Here is a 17,293-nt window from a genome sequence, read left to right as displayed (position 1 = left end):
TAGGCGAATGTCCCGAAATGGACATGGAAATCTGTCTGCGCCGGCCCCTGCGGGGACCGGCCAGGACAGCGTGGGACAAGGCCTCAGCCCTGTTCTGACGGGGTCAGCGCACGGATGGACAGCGCGTGGATATCGGTCTCCATCATCGCTCCCAGCGCGGCGTAGACCGCGCGGTGACGGGCCAGCGGGCCCAGCCCGGCGAACCGATCACTGACCACATGCACGTTGAAATGGCCACGACCGTCGCGGGCGCCGGCATGGCCAGCATGGCGATGGCTGTCGTCCTCGATTTCGAGCACGATCGGGGCCAACGCTTGCTGCAGCGCATCACGAATCCGCTCGATCCGTTCCGCGTTCACGGCAGCACCTTGCGGAACGGCCGCACCTGCACCTGGGTGTAGACACCTGCCGCCACGTAGGGGTCGGCATCGGCCCAGGCCTGCGCCTGCGGCAACGAATCGAACTGGGCAATCACCACCGAGCCACTGAAACCGGCCGGGCCCGGGTCTTCGCTGTCCACCGCCGGGCAAGGCCCGGCCAACAGCAGGCGACCTTCGTCGCGCAGCGCGTGCAGCCGCGCCAGGTGTTCCGGCCGCGCCTGCAGTCGTTGCGCCAGGACATCCTGGCCGTCATACCCTTCGATCACATACCACACCGGCATTTCCTCGCTCGCGTTGTCGGTGCGCTGATTCTAGCCAATGCGGCCCCTGCCCCGGTCGCAGCTGGACACTGGCGCGGCAAAGGCTTACTCTAGACTCCATTGCACGTGGCTGGATGCAGCAGCCCGTCGGTTTTTGCGGCCAACGCAGCCCCCGACGACCGTCCCGCTGTTTCAAAGGGGCCACGTAGACGACCTCCCCGTAGTCCCGTCGCTGCCGTTCCCTGCGGCGCGTCCTGCTGTTTGATATGTGTGGAAGCGCGCCGATCCCGGCGTGTCTGGTGCCCTGGGGCTCCGTGGCGTTGGCCCGGTGAACCCGGTGCCGCGACTGGTCCGTTGCAATCCTGATGTCCATTAGATGACTTCCGAACTCGCGCTCGACGCGAACCCGCCAACCCGGCCGCCCGCCCCCCAGCAGCAGGAAATGCCGCTGGCCGTGGTGCATGGGCAACCAGTCCTGCAGATTCCGCAGGACCTGTACATCCCGCCGGATGCGCTGGAAGTCATCCTGGATGCCTTTGAAGGCCCACTGGACCTGCTGCTGTACCTGATCCGCCGGCAGAACCTGGACGTGCTGGACATCCCCGTGGCCGAGATCACCCGGCAGTACGTGGAATACATCACGGTGATGCGCGAGCTGCGTTTCGAGCTGGCCGCCGAGTACCTGGTGATGGCCGCGATCCTCGCCGAGGTGAAGTCGCGCATGCTGCTGCCGCGCCCGGTCAGCGAGGAAGGCGATGAGGCCGACCCGCGTGCCGAGCTGGTACGCCGGCTGCAGGAGTACGAACGTTTCAAGCAGGCTGCCGAGGACATCGACGCCCTGCCCCGCCAGGACCGCGATACCAGCCTGGCCCACGCCTTCATGCCCGAACGGGCGACGGTGAAGCTGCCGCCGCCGGTCGACCTGAAGGAAATGCTGATGGCCCTGCACGACGTGCTCAAGCGCGCCGAGCTGTTCACCGGCCACGCGATCAAGCGCGAGGCGCTGAGTGTCCGGCAGCGCATGGGTGAGGTACTCGGCCGGCTTGAAGACGGCAAGTTCTACCGCTTTGAAGGGTTGTTCACCGCCGAAGAAGGCAAGCTGGGCGTGCTGGTCACGTTCCTGGCGGTGCTGGAACTGGCCAAGGAGCAGCTGCTGGACATCGTCCAGGAAGAACCGCTGGCGCCGATCTATGTGAAGTCATTGGCCGCCGGCAACACCAACGCCCCGCTGCAGTTCAGCAGCGAGTTCGACGACAACGACGCCGCCAATGCCAACGAGTGAGCGCTGACTGCCGATGGATCAACCGCTGATCGACCGCATTGTCGAAGGTGCGCTGCTGGCTTCCAGCCAGCCGCTTACCCTGGCCCAGCTGAAGGACCTGTTCCCGGAAGAGGAACCGGCACCGCCGGGCAGCATCGAACGTGCGCTGGAACGCCTGCGCGACGCCTGCGAAGGCCGCGGCGTGGAACTGGTCGAGGTCGCCTCAGGCTTCCGCTACCAGGTCACCGGCGAAGTACACGGCTGGATCAGCCGGCTGTGGACCGAACGCAAGACCCGCTACACCCGCGCCACTTTGGAAACCCTGGCGCTGATTGCCTACCGGCAGCCGATCACCCGCGGCGAGATCGAACAGGTGCGCGGCGTGGCGGTCAGCAGCAACATCATCCAGGCGCTGGAAGAACGCGAGTGGATACGCGTGGTCGGGCACCGCGACGTGCCTGGCAAGCCGGCGTTGTTCGGTACAACCAAGGGCTTCCTGGACTACTTCGGCCTGAAGCGACTGGATGAACTGCCGCCACTGTCGGAACTGAAGGACCTGGGCGAACTGGAGCCACAGCTGTCGCTGGACCGCGATGCACCACCCCGGGCTGGCGCCGAAGGCCCCGATGTTTCGACCGGTGGTCACGATGACGCCGCCAATGATGACACCGGCCTGGCCGGCAGCGAGACCCCCGATTCCGCCGATGCAGCCCCTGCCTCGGCCTCCGATGAGCAAGCACCTTCGCCCTTCGATGATGGGCATCCCGATTCCGCGCCGGGCGAGCGCGCGGTGCCAGTGAACGAACGCGAAGACAACGCCGTCGCGATGACGACCGTGGCTGTTGACCAAGCCGATTCCGAACCAGAGGCCGACCTCGAAACCGTCGGCCGGAGCAAAACTGATGAGTGACACCCCCCGTAACAAGCTCTCGCTGAAGCGCGAAGCCACCTCCGAACAGTTCAAATTGGAAGAACGCCTGCACAAGGTCCTGGCCCAGGCCGGCCTCGGCTCGCGCCGCGCGCTGGAACAGCGCATCGCCGAAGGCCTGGTCAAGGTCAACGGTGAAGTCGCGCAGACCGGCATGTCGGTCAAGAGCGGCGACAAGATCGAGCTGGACGGCCGTGGCTTCGTCGCCACCGCCCTGGCCGAGCCGTCGCGCGTGTTGGTCTACAACAAGCCGGAAGGCGAAGTGACCACCCGCGAAGACCCCGAAGGCCGCCCGACCGTGTTCGAATCGCTGCCGCCGCTGAAAGGCGCGCGCTGGATCGCGGTCGGCCGCCTGGACATCAATACCACCGGCCTGCTGCTGGCCACCACCGACGGTGAGCTGGCCAACGCCATGATGCACCCGTCGTTCGAGGTCGAGCGCGAGTACGTTGTGCGCGTGCGTGCCCCGGAAGGCGAAGAGAAGGTCTCCGACGCCATCATCGACCGCCTCGGCCGCGGCGTGGCACTGGAAGATGGCCCGGCCAAGTTCGATGAGATCGAACGCATTGGCGGCACCGATTCGCACGACTGGTTCCGCGTTGTGGTGAAGGAAGGCCGCAACCGCGAAGTGCGCCGCCTGTGGGAATCCCAGGGTTGCCAGGTCAGCCGCCTGAAGCGCACCCGCTACGGCAAGGTTACCCTGCCGCGCGAACTGGCCCGCGGCCATTCGGTGGAGCTGGGCAGCGCCCAGGTCGAAGCCCTGCGTGCGCAGCTGAAGCTGGAAGAAGGCGCGCCGTCGGCGCTGACCCTGCAGCCGGTGATCGGCCAGCGCCGCGCCGCCAAGACCACCGTGCGCGTGCGCGAAGGTGGCCGTGGCAATGCCTACGTCAACGGCCACAACACTGCCGATGAAGGTCGCGAGCTGCGTCGTTTCGACAACGTCCGCGAAGACCGCGGCCGTGGTCGTGGCGGCAAGGCAGGCGGCGGCTTCAAGGGCGGCCTGACGGTCAGCGGTGAAGCCGCAGCCAAGCAGTCGCAGAAGCCGTTCAAGCAGCGCGCACAGAAGAACGACCGCTCGTTGCCGGAAGGCAACCCGGCGGCATTCCGTACCTGGTATGTGCCGGACGGTGTCAGCACCGGCCCGAGCGGCCACCGCAATGCCGGTCCGGGTGCTCGTGGCCCCGGCGCACGCGGTCCGGGCGCAGGCGGCCAGGGTCGTCCATACGGCAAGCCGAAGGGTCCCGGCGCAGGCGCCGGTGGCGGCCAGGGCCGTGGCGGTTTCGGTGGTGAAGGCCGTGGCGCCGGTGGCGGCCAGGGCCGTCCGGCCGGTGCCGGCAACCGCTCGCAGGGCCAGGGCAACAAGCACCCGTACGGCCATCCGGGCAACGCCCCGAGCTTCCCGTCCGACCACGCCAATCCGGGCTTCAACCCGTATGGCAGTGCGCGTCCGGCCGGCAACGGTCGTCCGGGCGGCAACGCCAATGCACGCCCGGGCGGCAACCGCGGCGCAGGTGGCCCCGGTGGCAACCGTGGCCCGGGCGGTCCCGGCGGCAATCGTGGTCCCGGCGGCCCGGGTGGCAACCGTGGCCCGGGTGGCCCCGGCGGCAACCGTGGCCCCGGCGGCCCGCGCCGCAGTGGCCCGCGCGGCGGCTGATCGCTGACGCGAGCGACATGAAAAACCCCGGCTCCGGCCGGGGTTTTTCTTTAAAAAGGGGACGGAGGGGATTAATTCGTTTTTGCCACGGTGTGTATCGAAGGGGCGAAAACGACTAATCCCCTCCGTCCCCTTTTGCGTGGCGCTGGAAAGTGGCGGGCGTAGTGCCGGTCATGCTGCGGAAGAAGGCAATGAACGGGCTCTCGGCGGAGAAGCCGGTGTCCTGGGCCACATGCGCGACGCGATGGCCGAGCAGCAGCAGCTCCATGGCCCGCATCAGGCGCCATTGCTGGCGCCAGGCCTGATAGCTCATGCCGGTATCGCGTTGCATCAACCGACCGACGGTACGCGCGCTCAGGCCTGTGCGCGCGGCCAGCTCCCCCAGTTCGGGCGGCAGCTGTTCGGCCAGCGGCAGGCAACGTGCAATCCGCGGATCACGCGGTAAAGGCAGGTCCATCGGCGCCACCGGTGCAGCGGCGATTTCCAGCACGCACAACCCCAGTTGATGGTGCGCGCGCGGCGACTGCCAGTCATGGTCGAACGGTGCCTGCGCGATCGGCTCCAGCAAGGCCTGCAGCAGCGGGCCTACGCCGATGATCGCCGGCTGCCGGGGCAGCTGGGTCGACAGGGTGGCGTCGAAGTACAACGAACGGTAGTCGACCGCTTGGCGCATCTGCGCGCGATGGCGCAGCCCACCCGGAATCCACGCTGCGCGCGCGGGCGGCAGCAGGCTGATGCGATCACCATAGGTCAGGCGCGTACAGCCCTGTCGGGTGTACAGCAGCTGCGCGCGTGCGTGCTGGTGCCAACCCGAATCGTGATCCGCCAGTGAGGCCGCGATCCCCAGCACCGGAGCGCTCCAGGCATCGGCGTCGAAGTGCGCGTCCGGCTGCAACCAGGCCATGTCTGATTTCATACATTCGATGACAGGATAGACAGGGTGCGCCATTGCGGACGCGACCACAATGCGCGGCCCCGTTCCTGGAGCGCCCGCATGTCGCGTCGCCTGTTGTTGCTCGCCATTGCACTGCTGATGTTTCCGCAGCTGGCACAGACCCTGTACAGCCCGGCCCTGGCCGATCTAGCCATACGCTTCGCCTTGCCGCCGAGTGCCGCCAGCCAGGCCATGAGCCTGTACCTGTTCGGCTTCGCTGCGGGTGTGCTGCTGTGGGGGCGCCTGGCCGATCGTATCGGTCGGCGCCCCGCCCTTCTCTGTGGCCTCGGCGTTTTCGCAGTGGCTGCATTGGGCGGCCTGATGGCTGGCAGCTTCGGCCAGGTGCTGCTGGCCCAGGCATTGGCCGCAGTCGGCGCCGCCGCCGCTTCGGTGGTCACCCAGACCGTGCTGCGCGACCATCTGCAGGGGCCGGCGTTGGCGCAGGCATTCTCCTGGATCGGCATGGCGTTGGCCCTGAGCCCGGCCATCGGTCTTGCACTGGGCACGCTGCTGGTCGCCGCCAATGGCTATGTCGGCGTACAGTCCGGCCTGCTGCTGATTGCTGCCCTGCTGGCAGTCGCATGCCTGGCAGGCCTGCGCGAAAGCCGCCCTGTACAGATCCCGCACACGCCCATGCTGCCGCTGCTGCGGGAACTGCTGCGCGATCGCTGGATCTGGTCACACGCGTTGCTGGTGATGGCCTTCAACGTGGCGATGTACAGCTGGTATGTACTCGGCCCCTTCGTGTTTGCGCGCCTGCACTGGCCAGCCACCTGGTTCGGCGCCAGCGGCGCGGTGCTGGCACTGGGTTCGGCATTGGGCGCGTGGGGCAATGGGCGCCTGCTGCGTGCAGGCGTTGCCACAACCACGCGCATCCGCATCGCCGCAGGACTGGTTCTGACGGGAGGCCTGCTGGCCGCGCTGCTGCATGATCACCCGGCCCTGGTCGCGGCGATGGTGCCGGTGGTGACGGGCTTCGGCCTTGCCATTCCCAATGTGCTCGGCCAGGCCCTGCGCGGCTATCCACATTGTCTCGGCAGCGCAGGCGCGCTGTTCGGCCTGCTCTACTACCTGTTGATCGGTACGGCGATGGCGCTGGTCGGTGCAGTGCAGCTGCTGGCACCGACCCTCATCGTGTGTGGCCTGCTGGCCTTGTGGCTGCAACGGGACCGGGCAGTTGACGGCGGAAGGCCTGGTTGTGGATCGCAACGGTGAAGGAGCCGGTCCCGCTGCCATAAGGGCAGCAGAGGCCCCGGGGGTTACGCCCCGGGGCCTGGGTCAGCGGACAATCGATTACTGCACGTTGATCACTTCGTCCATCGGCGCAAGGAAGTTGCCAGGGCTGTTGCGCGACGCCGAGATCACATAGGTCCCGGGTGTTGCGATGGTCGCGGTGCAATGGCGAATCGGCGTGGTGTTGCCACCGTCGTAATTGTCATTGGTACGGCACAGGAACTGACCATTGGCATAGACCGAGAAATTACTCGTTCCATCCACCTGGCCGCCGCCTGTGATGTAGATCTCCGATGGCGAGCCGGCCACACGCGGCAGGGTCCCGATCTCGAACCTGGCCGTCACCGGATGCGGTAACAGGCTAGGACAGGACACAACGATGCCGCTGTCGGACAGGCAGACTTCGGCGTGGGCGATCGCGGGTGTGGCGATGAGGGCCACGAGCAGCACGGACGTTCTGAACTCCATTCCAGCGTCTCCAATGATCCCAGCAGAATCGCTGGGACGTCCCTGTTAGGCATTGCGGGGTTACTGCAAGGTCAAGGAAATGTAAATGCACTGCGTGCCCACAGCATCGGATGGGTGCAGGATCCCCTCTGGGCGGTGCGTTGCACGCCTGTACTGCTGCTGGCACCCATCCCTTCCCGATGGCTTCATGTCGATGCAGGATGCTCACCGCCGCGCGGCACTTTTCCTGCGCATCTTGACGTTCACAGCTCATGTTAGGAATTGCTGCAAACACGGGGCATTGTGCGCCACGCACGGAATTCACATCAGGGCGCTGGCTATCGTGCGTGCTCTCCCGCACAAGGCATATGCCCATGATCACCATCACCGCCGAACAGGCCCGCGCCAACGCCGATGCCGCCAAGCGCCCGATCGAACAGTTCTACCGCGACCTCGACAACTCGATCCAGATCGGCTCGGAAAATGGCCGCCGCTATATCGTGTTCGGCTTCAGCCAGGTGATGGCCAGCGAGCAGCTCGTCGAAGACGTGGTCGCACAGCTGCTGAAGAATGGTTTCGGTGTCGAACGGTTGTTGAGCGATTCCGAACAGCACTACATCCGGATCAGCTGGGATGGCGCAGCGCAGCGCCGCCTCAACGCCGGCTGAGGGTGAACGCGGTACCGTCCACGCCCAGGTCCCAGCCCTTGCCGGTACCGGACAGGGCCAGTGAGATGTCGCCCTTGGTCATCACCTGCGCATTGCTGGATTTCATCGCACCGGCATGTGCACCGACCGATGCGTAGGTGCCCAGTAGCTGATCGATGCTGATCGCGCCGGTGAAATTGCCGCGCCCGTTGGTGATCTTCGACTTGCCCACGGTCAGGCCGCCCCCCTTCATCTGGATGCGCACCGGCATGCTGGCGCCGTTGCTGCAGGTGACCGTGCCATTGCCGGAGGCAGTCTTGTAGATCAGCGACCAGCCGGACAGGTTGTAGTGCAGCTCGCAATCGAGGTTGCCGGCAGCGTGCGCGGCCGGGGCGAGCGATGCGGCAGACAGGGCCAGCAGCAGGGCGAAGGGCTTGTTCATGGCGGGACTTCCCGTTCGGTCGGACTGGCGGCGAATCTAGCAGCGCGCGCGTGCAGGTTGAATGCAGGCGCGCACGCTGGTGCGGCAGCGTTCAGGCCGTCGCTCAGGCCTGTTCGTCCAGATGGAAGGCATCGGCATCAAGCATGGCCGGGAAGCGCGCGCGGTGTGCGGCCAGCGCCTCGGCCGAGATGGTGGTGGTGACCACCTGTTCGCGCTCGCGGATCTCCACCTGAGGCTGCCCCAGGAAATCCAGCACCGCGCTGTCACCTGCGTAGTGCAGCTGGTTGCCATCGACGCCGACACGGTTGACCGCAGCAACGAAGCACAGGTTCTCGATCGCCCGCGCACGCAGCAGGGTCCTCCATGCATAGGCGCGTGCCGACGGCCAGTTGGCGACGAAGATCTGCAGGTCGAAATCCAGCTGCTGCGGACGCTCCACGTTGTAGCGGTTGCGGCAGAACACCGGGAAACGCAGGTCATAGCAGACCTGCGGATTGATCCGCCAGCCCTTCCATTCCACGCTCAAGCGCTCGCGGCCGGCGGCATAACGCTCGTGCTCGCCGCCATAGCGGAACAGGTGGCGCTTGTCGTAGTACTGCAGCTCGCCGTCGGGCGTGGCGAACAGCAGACGGTTGTAGACGCCCTCGCCCTCGCGCAACTGCACGCTGCCGATCACCGCCGCGTTCAAGACCCTGGCCTGCTCGCGCACCCAGGCCACGGTCGGGCCATCCATGCCTTCGGCCTGGGCGATGGCCTCGTTGGAGAAGCCGCTGGTGAAGGTCTCCGGCAGGATCACCAGGTCGGTGCTGCCGGCCAGCGGCGCCAGCAACGCACCGTAGTAGGCACGGTTGCCAGCCGGGTCGTGCCAGCGGGTGTCACCCTGGACGAGGGAAATGCGCAGGTCCTGCATGTTCAAGCCTCGCTCAGAGCAGGCGCAGGCGTTCGATCGCCGCGTCCATGGTCGCTTCATTCTTGGCAAAGCACAGGCGCACCAGGCGCTGGCCAGCCGGCGGATTCTCGTAGAACGGCGACAGCGGAATGGCGGTGACGCCCTTCTCGATGGTCAGCCACTTCACGAACTCATGGTCCGGCAGATCGCTGATGGCCGAGTAATCGACCAGCTGGAAATAACCGCCCGGCACCGGCAACGCCTTCAATCGGGTGCCAGCCAGCTGCTCGCGGAAGCGGTCGCGCTTGGCCTGGTAGAACGCGCCCAGCTCCAGGTGGTGTTCGGGTTCGTCGCGGATCATCGCGGCAAAGCCGTACTGCGCCGGGCCGAAACTGGTGAAAGTGTTGTACTGGTGCACCTTGCGGAATTCGGCGGTCAGCGCCGGCGGTGCGATCGCGTAACCGATCTTCCAGCCGGTGCAGTGGTAGGTCTTGCCAAAGCTGGAGATGACGAAAGCGCGCTCACGCAGTTCCGGATAGCGCAGCGCCGATTCGTGGCGGCGGCCATCGTAGATGATGTGCTCGTACACCTCATCGGAAATCAGGTAGATCTGCGTGCCACGCAGCAGCTCGGCCAGCGCCTGCATGTCATGCGCCGACAGCATCGCGCCGGACGGGTTGTGCGGGGTGTTGACGATCAGCATGCGGGTGCGCGGGGTGATGGCCGCGCGCACGCGGTCCCAGTCGACCGCGAACGTCTGCGGATCCAGCGACACATGCACCGCCTTGGCGCCGGCCAGGTCGATTGCCGGCTCGTAGCAGTCATAGGCCGGGTCGAGCACGATCACTTCCTCGCCGGCCCGCACCACGGCGTGGATGGCGTTGAAGATGGCCTCGGTACCGCCACTGGTGACAGTGATCTCGCTGTCCGCATCGACCTGCGCGCCGTAGCAGTCCAGCGCCTTCTGCGCGATGGCCTGGCGCAGCGGCGCCACACCGGTCATCGGCGGGTACTGGTTCAGCCCGGCGGCCATCGCCCTGGCGGTCTCGTCGATCAGGCGCTGCGGCGCCGAAAAATCCGGAAAACCCTGGCCCAGGTTGACCGCGCCGTGTTCGGCAGCGAGCTGGGACATCACGGTGAAGATCGTGGTACCGACCTTGGGCAGCTTGGTGTTCGGTTGCATCGGCCTGGGGATATGGGGAGACAGGCCCCTGAGTTTACGCAATCCCTGCTTCGGTGGTGCCGGCCGCTGGCCGGCAACCTCGGACAATCTGCGACGCTTGGTCGCGCCTGCCGGCCAGCGGCCGGCACTACCGTATGCATTCACCGCTACAATTGCCGCCGCACTCCGGCATGAAGACCCTGCCCCTTGAACACCCCTGCATTGCTGGCCGCCAGCGGCCTGAGCTTCTCCCGCAATGACGAGCCGGTGTTCGGCCCGCTGGACTTCCATGTGGACGCCGGCGAGGCGCTGCTGGTGCAGGGCGGCAATGGTGCCGGCAAGACCACCCTGCTGCGCGTGCTGGCCGGCCTGGCCCGGCCCGGTGCCGGTCAGGTGCGGATCGACGGCAAGCCGGCCAGCAATGCCGAGCGTGCACGCTATGTGGCCTACCTCAGCCACCTACCGGCGCTGAAGCCGGACCTGGATACGCTGGAGAACCTGCATTTCCTGTGCGGCCTGCACGGTCGCCGCGCGCGGCAGATGCCGGGCAACGCGCTGGCCATCGTTGGACTGGCCGGTTACGAGGACACCCTGGTGCGGCATCTGTCGGCCGGACAGAAGCGGCGGCTGGCACTGGCACGCATCTGGCTGTCGCCGGCGCCGTTGTGGCTGCTTGACGAACCCTATGCCAACCTCGACTTGGAGGGCATCACCCTGGTCAACCGGATGATTTCCGCGCATCTGCGTGCCGGCGGCGCTGCACTGGTCACCACCCACGGCGCCTATGCCGCACCGCCGGTGCGTACCCGCCAGCTCGACCTCGGCGGTGCTGCATGATCGCGCCGGGTACCGAACCGGGCCTGTGGCAGACCGCAGGTGCGCTGCTCAGGCGCGACCTGCGCCTGCTCTGGCGCCGTCGCGGCGACGCATTGCAACCGCTGCTGTTCGCGGTACTGGTGGTGGTCCTGTTCGCGCTCGCCCAGGGCCGCGAACCGCAACTGCTGGCCGCCACCGCCGGCGCAGTGCTGTGGCTGGCGGTACTGCTGGCCGGCCAGCTGTCACTGGATTCACTGTTCCGCTCCGATGCCGAAGACGGCTCGCTGGAACAATGGCTGCTGGCGCCGGTGCCACTGGCCTGGCTGGTGCTGGTGCGCGTGCTGCTGCACTGGGCCACCACTGCGCTGCCGCTGATCGTGGTCAGCCCGCTGCTGGCCGAAATGCTGCATCTGCCGCATGACCAGCTGCCGATGTTGCTGGCATCGTTGCTGCTGGGAACACCGTTGCTGAGTCTGATCGGTGGTGTGGTCGCAGCACTGACCGTAGGCATCCGGCGCTCTGGTATTCTCGTAGCGTTGCTGTCGTTGCCGCTGTACGTGCCGGTGCTGGTGTTCGGTGCAGGCAGTCTGGCGGCGGCCGGACGCGGACAGGATCCGGTCGGTGCGCTGCTGATGCTGGGCGCCGGCCTGCTGGTCGCGCTGGTGCTGGCTCCGCTGGCCACCGCTGCTGCAATACGTATTTCTCTGAGTTGACCGAGCTGAGAGCCAATCCACCCCTGCTGGATAGCCGCCACGCATGAATCCGATTGTCCGCTGGTTCCACCAACTCGGCTCGCCCCCCACGTTCGACCGATTCGCTGCCCGCTGGTCGCGGGTGTTCTACCTGGCTGCGGTGCCGGTGCTGCTGGTCGGCATGTGGCAGGCACTGCTGGTGGTGCCGCCGGAAGCCAAGCAGCTGGACAGCTTCCGCATCCTCTACATCCACGTGCCCAGTGCCTGGATGAGCCTGTTCGTATTCGCGCTGATGGCGCTGTATGCCGCCATCGCCCTGATCTGGCGGATCAAGGTCTGCGAGATCCTGGCCATGGCCTGCGCGCCGATGGGCGCAGGCTTCACCCTGATCACCTTGCTCACCGGCAGCATCTGGGGCAAGGGCACCTGGGGCACCTGGTGGGACTGGGACCCGCGCATGACCAGTGAACTGGTGCTGCTGTTCCTGTACCTGGGCGTGATCGGCCTCTACCACGCCATCGAGGACCGTCGCAGCGCCGCGCGTGCGGCTGGCCTGCTGGCCATCGTCGGCGTCAGCCTGCTGCCGGTGATCCGCTATTCGGTGGACTGGTGGGGCGGCCTGCACCAGCGCCAGTCGATCAACGTGTTCGGTGAATCGGCGATCAGCAGCGCGATGATCGCGCCGCTGTGGTGGATGGTGATCGGAACCAAGTTCTGGTTCGCAGGCTCGGTGCTGGCCAAGGCCCGCGCCGACAACCTCGACCGCGAGGCCGGCAAGGCCTGGATCGGTGGCCGGGTCGATGCCGCACGCCCGGCCGGGGAGGCCCAGTCATGACCCACCTGCCTTACGTGATCGGTGCCTACGCCGTGTTCGTACTGGTGCTCGGCGCCGATGCCATCGGTTCGTGGCTGCGCCTGCGCGTGGCACGCCGCCTGGCCCTGGCACGCCAGCAGCGGCAGCAGACCCGCGCCGGCAAGCAGGAAGCCGCTTCGTCGTTGCCGACGGAGCTGGAACGATGACGCCGGTACAACGTCGCCGCCTGGTCTGGGTGCTGTTGGCCCTGCTTGCCTCCGGTCTGGCCACCGCGCTGGTGGCGATGGCACTGGAGCGCAACATCGCTTACCTGTACACGCCCTCGGAGGTGCTGCGCGGCGATGTCGATGCGCAGTCGCGCTTCCGCCTGGGCGGCATGGTGGTGAAGGGCTCCTTCAACCGCCCGGCCGGCTCGCTGGAAGCACGCTTCGAGGTCACCGACGGCGATGCTCAGCTGGCGGTGAGCACCTCACGGATTCTGCCGGACATGTTCGCCGAGGGCACTGCCGTGGTTGCCAGCGGCCGCCTGCAGGACGGGATCTTCGTCGCCGATGAAGTCCTGGCCAAGCACGATGAGAAGTATGTGCCGAAGGAAGTAGCCGACAAGATGGGCGACGCCCATCGCAAGCATGATGTGCCGGTGACGGCACCCGAGGTGCGCTGAGTGCTGCCCGAACTGGGTCAGATCCTGCTGTTGTGCGCGCTGCTGGCCTCGCTGCTGCAGGCCGGCCTGCCGCTGGCCGGTGCGCAGCGCAACAACACGGCATGGATGGCGGTGGCGCGACCGGCCGCCTTCGCGCAGCTGCTGCTGCTTGCCGGCGCCTTCGCGGTACTCACCGCCGCGTTCGTTCAGCAGGATTTCTCGGTGCGCTACGTGGCCGAGAACTCCAATTCGCTGCTGCCGATGATCTACCGCTACTCGGCGGTCTGGGGCGCGCACGAGGGCTCGTTGCTGATGTGGGCGCTGGTGCTGGCGCTGTGGACTGGCGCGGTGGCGCTGTTCTCGCGGCACCTGCCGGCGCCGGTACAAGCGCGCGTGCTGGCGGTGATGGGCGTGGTCAGCGTCGGCTTCCTCGCCTTCCTGATCTTCACCTCCAATCCGTTCCTGCGCCTGAACCCGGCGCCACTGGAAGGCCGTGACCTCAACCCGCTGCTGCAGGACCCCGGGCTGATCATCCACCCGCCGATGCTCTACATCGGTTACGTCGGCTTCGCGGTGCCGTTCGCGTTCGCGGTGGCCGCACTACTGGAAGGACGCGTCGACGCCCGCTGGCTGCGCTGGACGCGGCCGTGGACCAACGTCGCCTGGGGCTTCCTGACGCTGGGGATCGCGCTGGGCAGCTGGTGGGCTTACTACGAGCTTGGCTGGGGCGGCTGGTGGTTCTGGGACCCGGTGGAAAACGCGAGCTTCATGCCGTGGCTGGTCGGTGCGGCGCTGATCCATTCGCAGGCCGTCACCGAGAAGCGCGGCACCTTCGGCAGCTGGACGTTGCTGCTGGCAATCGCCGCCTTCGCGCTGTCACTGCTGGGTACGTTCCTGGTGCGCTCCGGCGTGCTTACCAGCGTGCATTCGTTCGCCGCCGATCCCTCGCGCGGCCTGTTCATCCTGGTGTTCCTGTCGGTGCTGGTCGGCGGCAGCCTGCTGCTGTATGCGCTGCGGGCGCCACGTCTGTCGGTGAACGCCGACGATCCGCGCCGTGGCTTCACCGCGACATCGCGCGAAACCCTGCTGCTGGCCAACAACCTGCTGCTGGCCACTGCCTGCGCGATGGTCCTGCTCGGCACGCTGTACCCGCTGCTGGCCGACGCGCTGTCGCTGGGCAAGATCTCGGTCGGCCCGCCCTACTTCGGCAGCCTGTTCCTGCTGCTGATGGCGCCGATGATCCTGCTGCTGCCGTTCGGCCCGCTGGTGAAGTGGCAGCGCGACCAGCCTTCGCGTGCATTCGCGTTGCTGGCACCATGGCTGGGACTGGCCATGTTGCTCGGCGCGCTGGCCTGGTGGCAGGCCCCACAGAACGGTTGGAAGGCTGGCCTGGGCGTTGCTGCAGCGGCCTGGGTCGGGCTGGGCACCGCCCGCTTCGTCTGGCAGCGCCTGCGCGGCAACGGCCGTTTCACCGCCGAAATGCTGGGGATGATCGTCGCCCATGCCGGCATTGCCGTGTTCCTGGCCGGCGCGCTGCTGGTGGAAGCACTCAACGTGCAGCGCGAAGTAGCGCTGGCACCCGGACAGCAGGTGGTGGTCGGCCGCCATGAAGTGCGCTTCGAAGGCGTGGACCATCGCGAAGGTCCGAATTTCATCGCCGACCGCGGCCATCTGCGCGTGTTCCGCAATGGCCGCGAACTGGCACTGCTGCATCCGGAGAAGCGCCAGTACGCCAGTGGCGGCCAGGTGATGACCGAAGCCGGCATCGATGCACGCTTCGACGGTGATGTCTACGTGGCATTGGGCGAGCCGCTGGGCAACAATGCATGGGCGGTACGGGTGCACATCAAACCGTTCGTGCGCTGGATCTGGCTGGGCGCGCTGCTGATGGCCCTGGGCGGATTCATCACCGCCGCCGACCGCCGCTTCCGTCGTCCGTAGGAGTTCCCATGTCCGAGTCCCCCGCCCCGCGCCCCTCCCGCCCGCTGCCGCCGGTAGCCATCGTGATCGGCGTGCTGTTCTTCTTCGGCCTGCTCGGGCTGATGATCTACGGGGTGATGAAATCCGGCGACCCGCAGCGCGACGTGCTGCCGTCGGCCCTGATCGACAAGCCGGCGCCGGCGTTCGCGCTGCCGGTGCTGCACGACCCGGAAATGATCGTGCACAGCGACGAGCTGCGCGGCGCGCCCTACCTGCTGAACGTGTGGGGCAGCTGGTGCGCGGCCTGCCGCGAGGAACATCCGGTGTTGACCCGTTTCGCCGAGAGCAAGCGCGTACGCGTGATCGGCTACAACTGGAAGGACGACCCGACCGATGCCCTGCACTGGCTGGAGCAGCTGGGCAACCCGTTCATGGTCGTGCTCAGCGACGTGGAAGGCCGCACCGCGATCGACTGGGGCGTGACCGCTGCGCCGGAAACCTTCCTGGTCGATGGCAGTGGCATCGTGCGTTGGAAGTACAGCGGGGCGATGACCCAGCGCGTGGTCGACGAGAAGCTGATCCCGGCCCTGGAGAAGATCGAAAAGGCCCAGGGCAATGCCGGCAACACCCTGCACACGGCGCCCTGAGCCGATGCGCTGGCTGCTGGCGCTGCTGCTCATGATGCTGCCGTTGGCCGCGCTGGCCCAGCAGCCGCTGCACGATCCGCAGCCGCTGCAGTTCCGCGATGGCGCAGAGGAACGCCGCTTTCATGACCTGGCCGCGCAGCTACGCTGCGTGCAGTGCCAGAACCAGTCACTGGCCGATTCCAACGCGCAGATCGCCCAGGACCTGCGCCGCGAGGTGCTGCAGTTGATGCAGCAGGGCCATGACGACGCACAGATCAAGCAGTTCCTGGTCGCCCGTTACGGCGAGTTCGTGCTCTACCAGCCACCACTGCAGCCGGGTACGTGGCTGTTGTGGGGCGGTCCGCTGCTGGTGCTCGGCGCCGGTGCGCTGGTGGTGCTGGGCATCGTCCGCCGTCGTGGGCGCACGGTCGCGTCCGCACCGGCCAGCAAGACTGATGAAGGAGACGGTTGGTGAGCCATTGGCTTCCCATGGCAGCGGGTGTGAGTGCTGCGCTGATGGCTGCACTGGTGCTGTGGCCGCTGCGCCACCATGGCCGCCGCGGCTTCGTGGTCGGCGTGCTCGCGCTGGGCGTGGCCGGTGCCTGCCTGTACCTGCTGGTCGGAGACCCGCGTGCGGCACAGGTGCAGCCTGCGCCGTCGGTGGCCACCCTGCGTGACGGCGTGCAGGCCCTGCAGGATGCGTTGCAGCGCGATCCGCAGCGTGCCGATGGCTGGACGCTGCTCGGGCGTTCGCAGGCCGAGCTGGGCAACACGTCGGCTGCGGCGGACGCCTTCGCACGTGCCGCCGCCCTGGCCCCTGAAGACCCCGGCGTGCTGGTGGAAGCGGCACAGGCGCGGGCACAGGCCGATGCCGGCAAACAGTTCGACGACACCGCAATGACCTGGCTGCAGCAGGCGCGCAGCCTGGCCCCGGATGCCGAACGCGCCAGCTGGTTGCTCGGCATCGCCCTGCGCCAGCGCGGCCGGAATGCCGAAGCAGCCGATATCTGGAGCAGCCTGCTGCCGCGACTGGAACCGGGTGCCGCACAGGCACTGCAGGCACAGATCGCGATCGCCCGCGAAGCCGCCGGCCAGGCGCCCGATGCTGGCGCTGCGACGCCACCGGCGCTGCTGCAGGTACGTGTGCAGCTGCCGGCGCTGAAGAGCAGCGAGTGGCCAGCCGGCACCCAGGTGTTCGTACTGGCGCGTGCCGTGGGTGGACCGCCGATGCCGGTGGCCGCACGCAAGCTGCCGCTGGCTGGCTTCCCGGCCACGGTCGGGCTGGGTGACGGTGACAGCCCGATGCCGACCGCACCGCTGTCGGCCCATCGCGAAGTGGAAGTGCTGGCGCGCATCTCGCGCAGCGGCAGCGCCAACCGTAGCGAGGACGATCTGCAGAGCACGCCGGTGAAGGTGAACCTGCCGCATGAGGGCGTGGTTGAGTTGCGCTTCCCTTGACGCTCCGCACGGTAGTGCCGGCCGCTGGCCGGCAACCACGCGGGCACATCAAGGTTCATGAGGTTGCCGGCAGCGGCCGGTACTACC

General features: G+C 67.2%; 21 protein-coding genes. 14 read left to right on the top strand and 7 right to left on the bottom strand.

The window, feature by feature from the left end; translation table 11 throughout:
* Positions 1-83 precede the first annotated feature (83 nt).
* Positions 84-359, bottom strand: a complete 276-nt coding sequence (locus AC13GA_RS07450) for a BolA family protein (RefSeq protein ID WP_046984370.1) — start codon at positions 357-359, stop codon at positions 84-86.
* A complete protein-coding gene (locus AC13GA_RS07445) occupies positions 356-655 on the bottom strand; it encodes a YciI family protein (RefSeq protein ID WP_478475590.1) in 300 nt (99 codons plus the stop codon). Before AC13GA_RS07445 ends, AC13GA_RS07450 begins: the two co-directional genes overlap by 4 nt.
* Before the next feature lie 361 nt (positions 656-1,016).
* Here AC13GA_RS07445 and AC13GA_RS07440 point away from each other — a divergent pair, with 361 nt between their 5' ends.
* The 3 genes from AC13GA_RS07440 to AC13GA_RS07430 are packed head-to-tail and all read left to right on the top strand — an operon-like array spanning position 1,017 to position 4,483.
* Positions 1,017-1,922 carry a segregation and condensation protein A gene (locus tag AC13GA_RS07440; RefSeq protein ID WP_046984371.1) on the top strand — a complete coding sequence of 302 codons (906 nt, stop codon included), beginning with the start codon at positions 1,017-1,019 and terminating at the stop codon, positions 1,920-1,922.
* A 13-nt stretch (positions 1,923-1,935) separates the two neighbouring features.
* On the top strand, positions 1,936-2,811 hold the full coding sequence (scpB, locus tag AC13GA_RS07435) for an SMC-Scp complex subunit ScpB (protein WP_046984372.1): 876 nt from the start codon (positions 1,936-1,938) through the stop codon (positions 2,809-2,811).
* The gene (locus AC13GA_RS07430; protein ID WP_046984373.1) at positions 2,804-4,483 is read left to right on the top strand and encodes a pseudouridine synthase; all 1,680 of its coding nucleotides are present in this window, start codon (positions 2,804-2,806) and stop codon (positions 4,481-4,483) included. Before scpB ends, AC13GA_RS07430 begins: the two co-directional genes overlap by 8 nt.
* Positions 4,484-4,598: 115 nt before the next feature.
* Here the strand turns inward: AC13GA_RS07430 and AC13GA_RS07425 are convergent, their stop codons facing one another.
* Complete coding sequence (locus tag AC13GA_RS07425; RefSeq protein ID WP_482997795.1) at positions 4,599-5,387, bottom strand: AraC family transcriptional regulator; 789 nt, start codon at positions 5,385-5,387, stop codon at positions 4,599-4,601.
* A 90-nt stretch (positions 5,388-5,477) separates the two neighbouring features.
* Between AC13GA_RS07425 and AC13GA_RS07420 the strand changes: the two genes are divergently transcribed.
* Entirely contained in the window at positions 5,478-6,632 is a 1,155-nt protein-coding gene (locus AC13GA_RS07420) for an MFS transporter (protein WP_482997794.1), read from the top strand.
* Positions 6,633-6,710: 78 nt separating this feature from the next.
* Here the strand turns inward: AC13GA_RS07420 and AC13GA_RS07415 are convergent, their stop codons facing one another.
* Positions 6,711-7,118, bottom strand: coding sequence for a hypothetical protein (locus AC13GA_RS07415; RefSeq protein WP_012511621.1), 408 nt, complete (start codon positions 7,116-7,118; stop codon positions 6,711-6,713).
* 353 nt (positions 7,119-7,471) lie between these two features.
* Here AC13GA_RS07415 and AC13GA_RS07410 point away from each other — a divergent pair, with 353 nt between their 5' ends.
* On the top strand, positions 7,472-7,765 hold the full coding sequence (locus AC13GA_RS07410; RefSeq protein WP_046984376.1) for a hypothetical protein: 294 nt from the start codon (positions 7,472-7,474) through the stop codon (positions 7,763-7,765).
* On the opposite strand, the gene AC13GA_RS07405 is transcribed toward AC13GA_RS07410, so the two are convergent.
* The 3 genes from AC13GA_RS07405 to AC13GA_RS07395 all read right to left on the bottom strand — a co-directional run bounded on the left by AC13GA_RS07405 (position 7,752) and on the right by AC13GA_RS07395 (position 10,258).
* Complete coding sequence (locus AC13GA_RS07405) at positions 7,752-8,186, bottom strand: hypothetical protein (protein WP_046984377.1); 435 nt, start codon at positions 8,184-8,186, stop codon at positions 7,752-7,754. The two genes, AC13GA_RS07410 and AC13GA_RS07405, sit on opposite strands and share 14 nt — an antisense overlap.
* Before the next feature lie 103 nt (positions 8,187-8,289).
* Positions 8,290-9,096, bottom strand: coding sequence for an amidohydrolase (locus tag AC13GA_RS07400; RefSeq protein WP_482997793.1), 807 nt, complete (start codon positions 9,094-9,096; stop codon positions 8,290-8,292).
* Positions 9,097-9,109: 13 nt separating this feature from the next.
* Positions 9,110-10,258 carry a pyridoxal phosphate-dependent aminotransferase gene (locus AC13GA_RS07395; protein ID WP_482997792.1) on the bottom strand — a complete coding sequence of 383 codons (1,149 nt, stop codon included), beginning with the start codon at positions 10,256-10,258 and terminating at the stop codon, positions 9,110-9,112.
* Between the two features lie 186 nt (positions 10,259-10,444).
* On the opposite strand from AC13GA_RS07395, the gene ccmA reads away from it, so the two are divergent.
* The 9 genes from ccmA to AC13GA_RS07350 are packed head-to-tail and all read left to right on the top strand — an operon-like array spanning position 10,445 to position 17,206.
* Entirely contained in the window at positions 10,445-11,074 is a 630-nt protein-coding gene (ccmA, locus tag AC13GA_RS07390; RefSeq protein ID WP_005413987.1) for a heme ABC exporter ATP-binding protein CcmA, read from the top strand.
* Positions 11,071-11,766, top strand: coding sequence for a heme exporter protein CcmB (ccmB, locus tag AC13GA_RS07385; protein ID WP_014647762.1), 696 nt, complete (start codon positions 11,071-11,073; stop codon positions 11,764-11,766). The genes ccmA and ccmB overlap by 4 nt, the downstream gene beginning before the upstream one ends.
* Before the next feature lie 43 nt (positions 11,767-11,809).
* Positions 11,810-12,580, top strand: coding sequence for a heme ABC transporter permease CcmC (gene ccmC, locus AC13GA_RS07380; RefSeq protein WP_482997791.1), 771 nt, complete (start codon positions 11,810-11,812; stop codon positions 12,578-12,580).
* Positions 12,577-12,765 carry a heme exporter protein CcmD gene (locus AC13GA_RS07375; RefSeq protein WP_046984380.1) on the top strand — a complete coding sequence of 63 codons (189 nt, stop codon included), beginning with the start codon at positions 12,577-12,579 and terminating at the stop codon, positions 12,763-12,765. The genes ccmC and AC13GA_RS07375 overlap by 4 nt, the downstream gene beginning before the upstream one ends.
* Positions 12,762-13,223 carry a cytochrome c maturation protein CcmE gene (ccmE, locus tag AC13GA_RS07370; protein ID WP_482997790.1) on the top strand — a complete coding sequence of 154 codons (462 nt, stop codon included), beginning with the start codon at positions 12,762-12,764 and terminating at the stop codon, positions 13,221-13,223. The genes AC13GA_RS07375 and ccmE overlap by 4 nt, the downstream gene beginning before the upstream one ends.
* Positions 13,224-15,143 (top strand): heme lyase CcmF/NrfE family subunit, encoded by a 1,920-nt coding sequence (locus AC13GA_RS07365; protein ID WP_065724273.1) that lies wholly within the window; start codon positions 13,224-13,226, stop codon positions 15,141-15,143. It begins immediately after the preceding gene.
* An 8-nt stretch (positions 15,144-15,151) separates the two neighbouring features.
* On the top strand, positions 15,152-15,769 hold the full coding sequence (locus tag AC13GA_RS07360) for a DsbE family thiol:disulfide interchange protein (RefSeq protein WP_099551847.1): 618 nt from the start codon (positions 15,152-15,154) through the stop codon (positions 15,767-15,769).
* Positions 15,770-15,773: 4 nt separating this feature from the next.
* Positions 15,774-16,223, top strand: coding sequence for a cytochrome c-type biogenesis protein (locus AC13GA_RS07355; RefSeq protein ID WP_046986131.1), 450 nt, complete (start codon positions 15,774-15,776; stop codon positions 16,221-16,223).
* Complete coding sequence (locus tag AC13GA_RS07350; RefSeq protein WP_317233322.1) at positions 16,217-17,206, top strand: tetratricopeptide repeat protein; 990 nt, start codon at positions 16,217-16,219, stop codon at positions 17,204-17,206. The genes AC13GA_RS07355 and AC13GA_RS07350 overlap by 7 nt, the downstream gene beginning before the upstream one ends.
* The last annotated feature ends 87 nt before the right edge of the window (positions 17,207-17,293 follow it).

It is taken from the genome of Stenotrophomonas sp. 22DLJC03, from assembly GCF_056861405.1.
The sequence above is the reverse complement of the archived record's forward strand: the minus strand, read 5'-3'. Positions and strand labels throughout refer to the sequence as shown.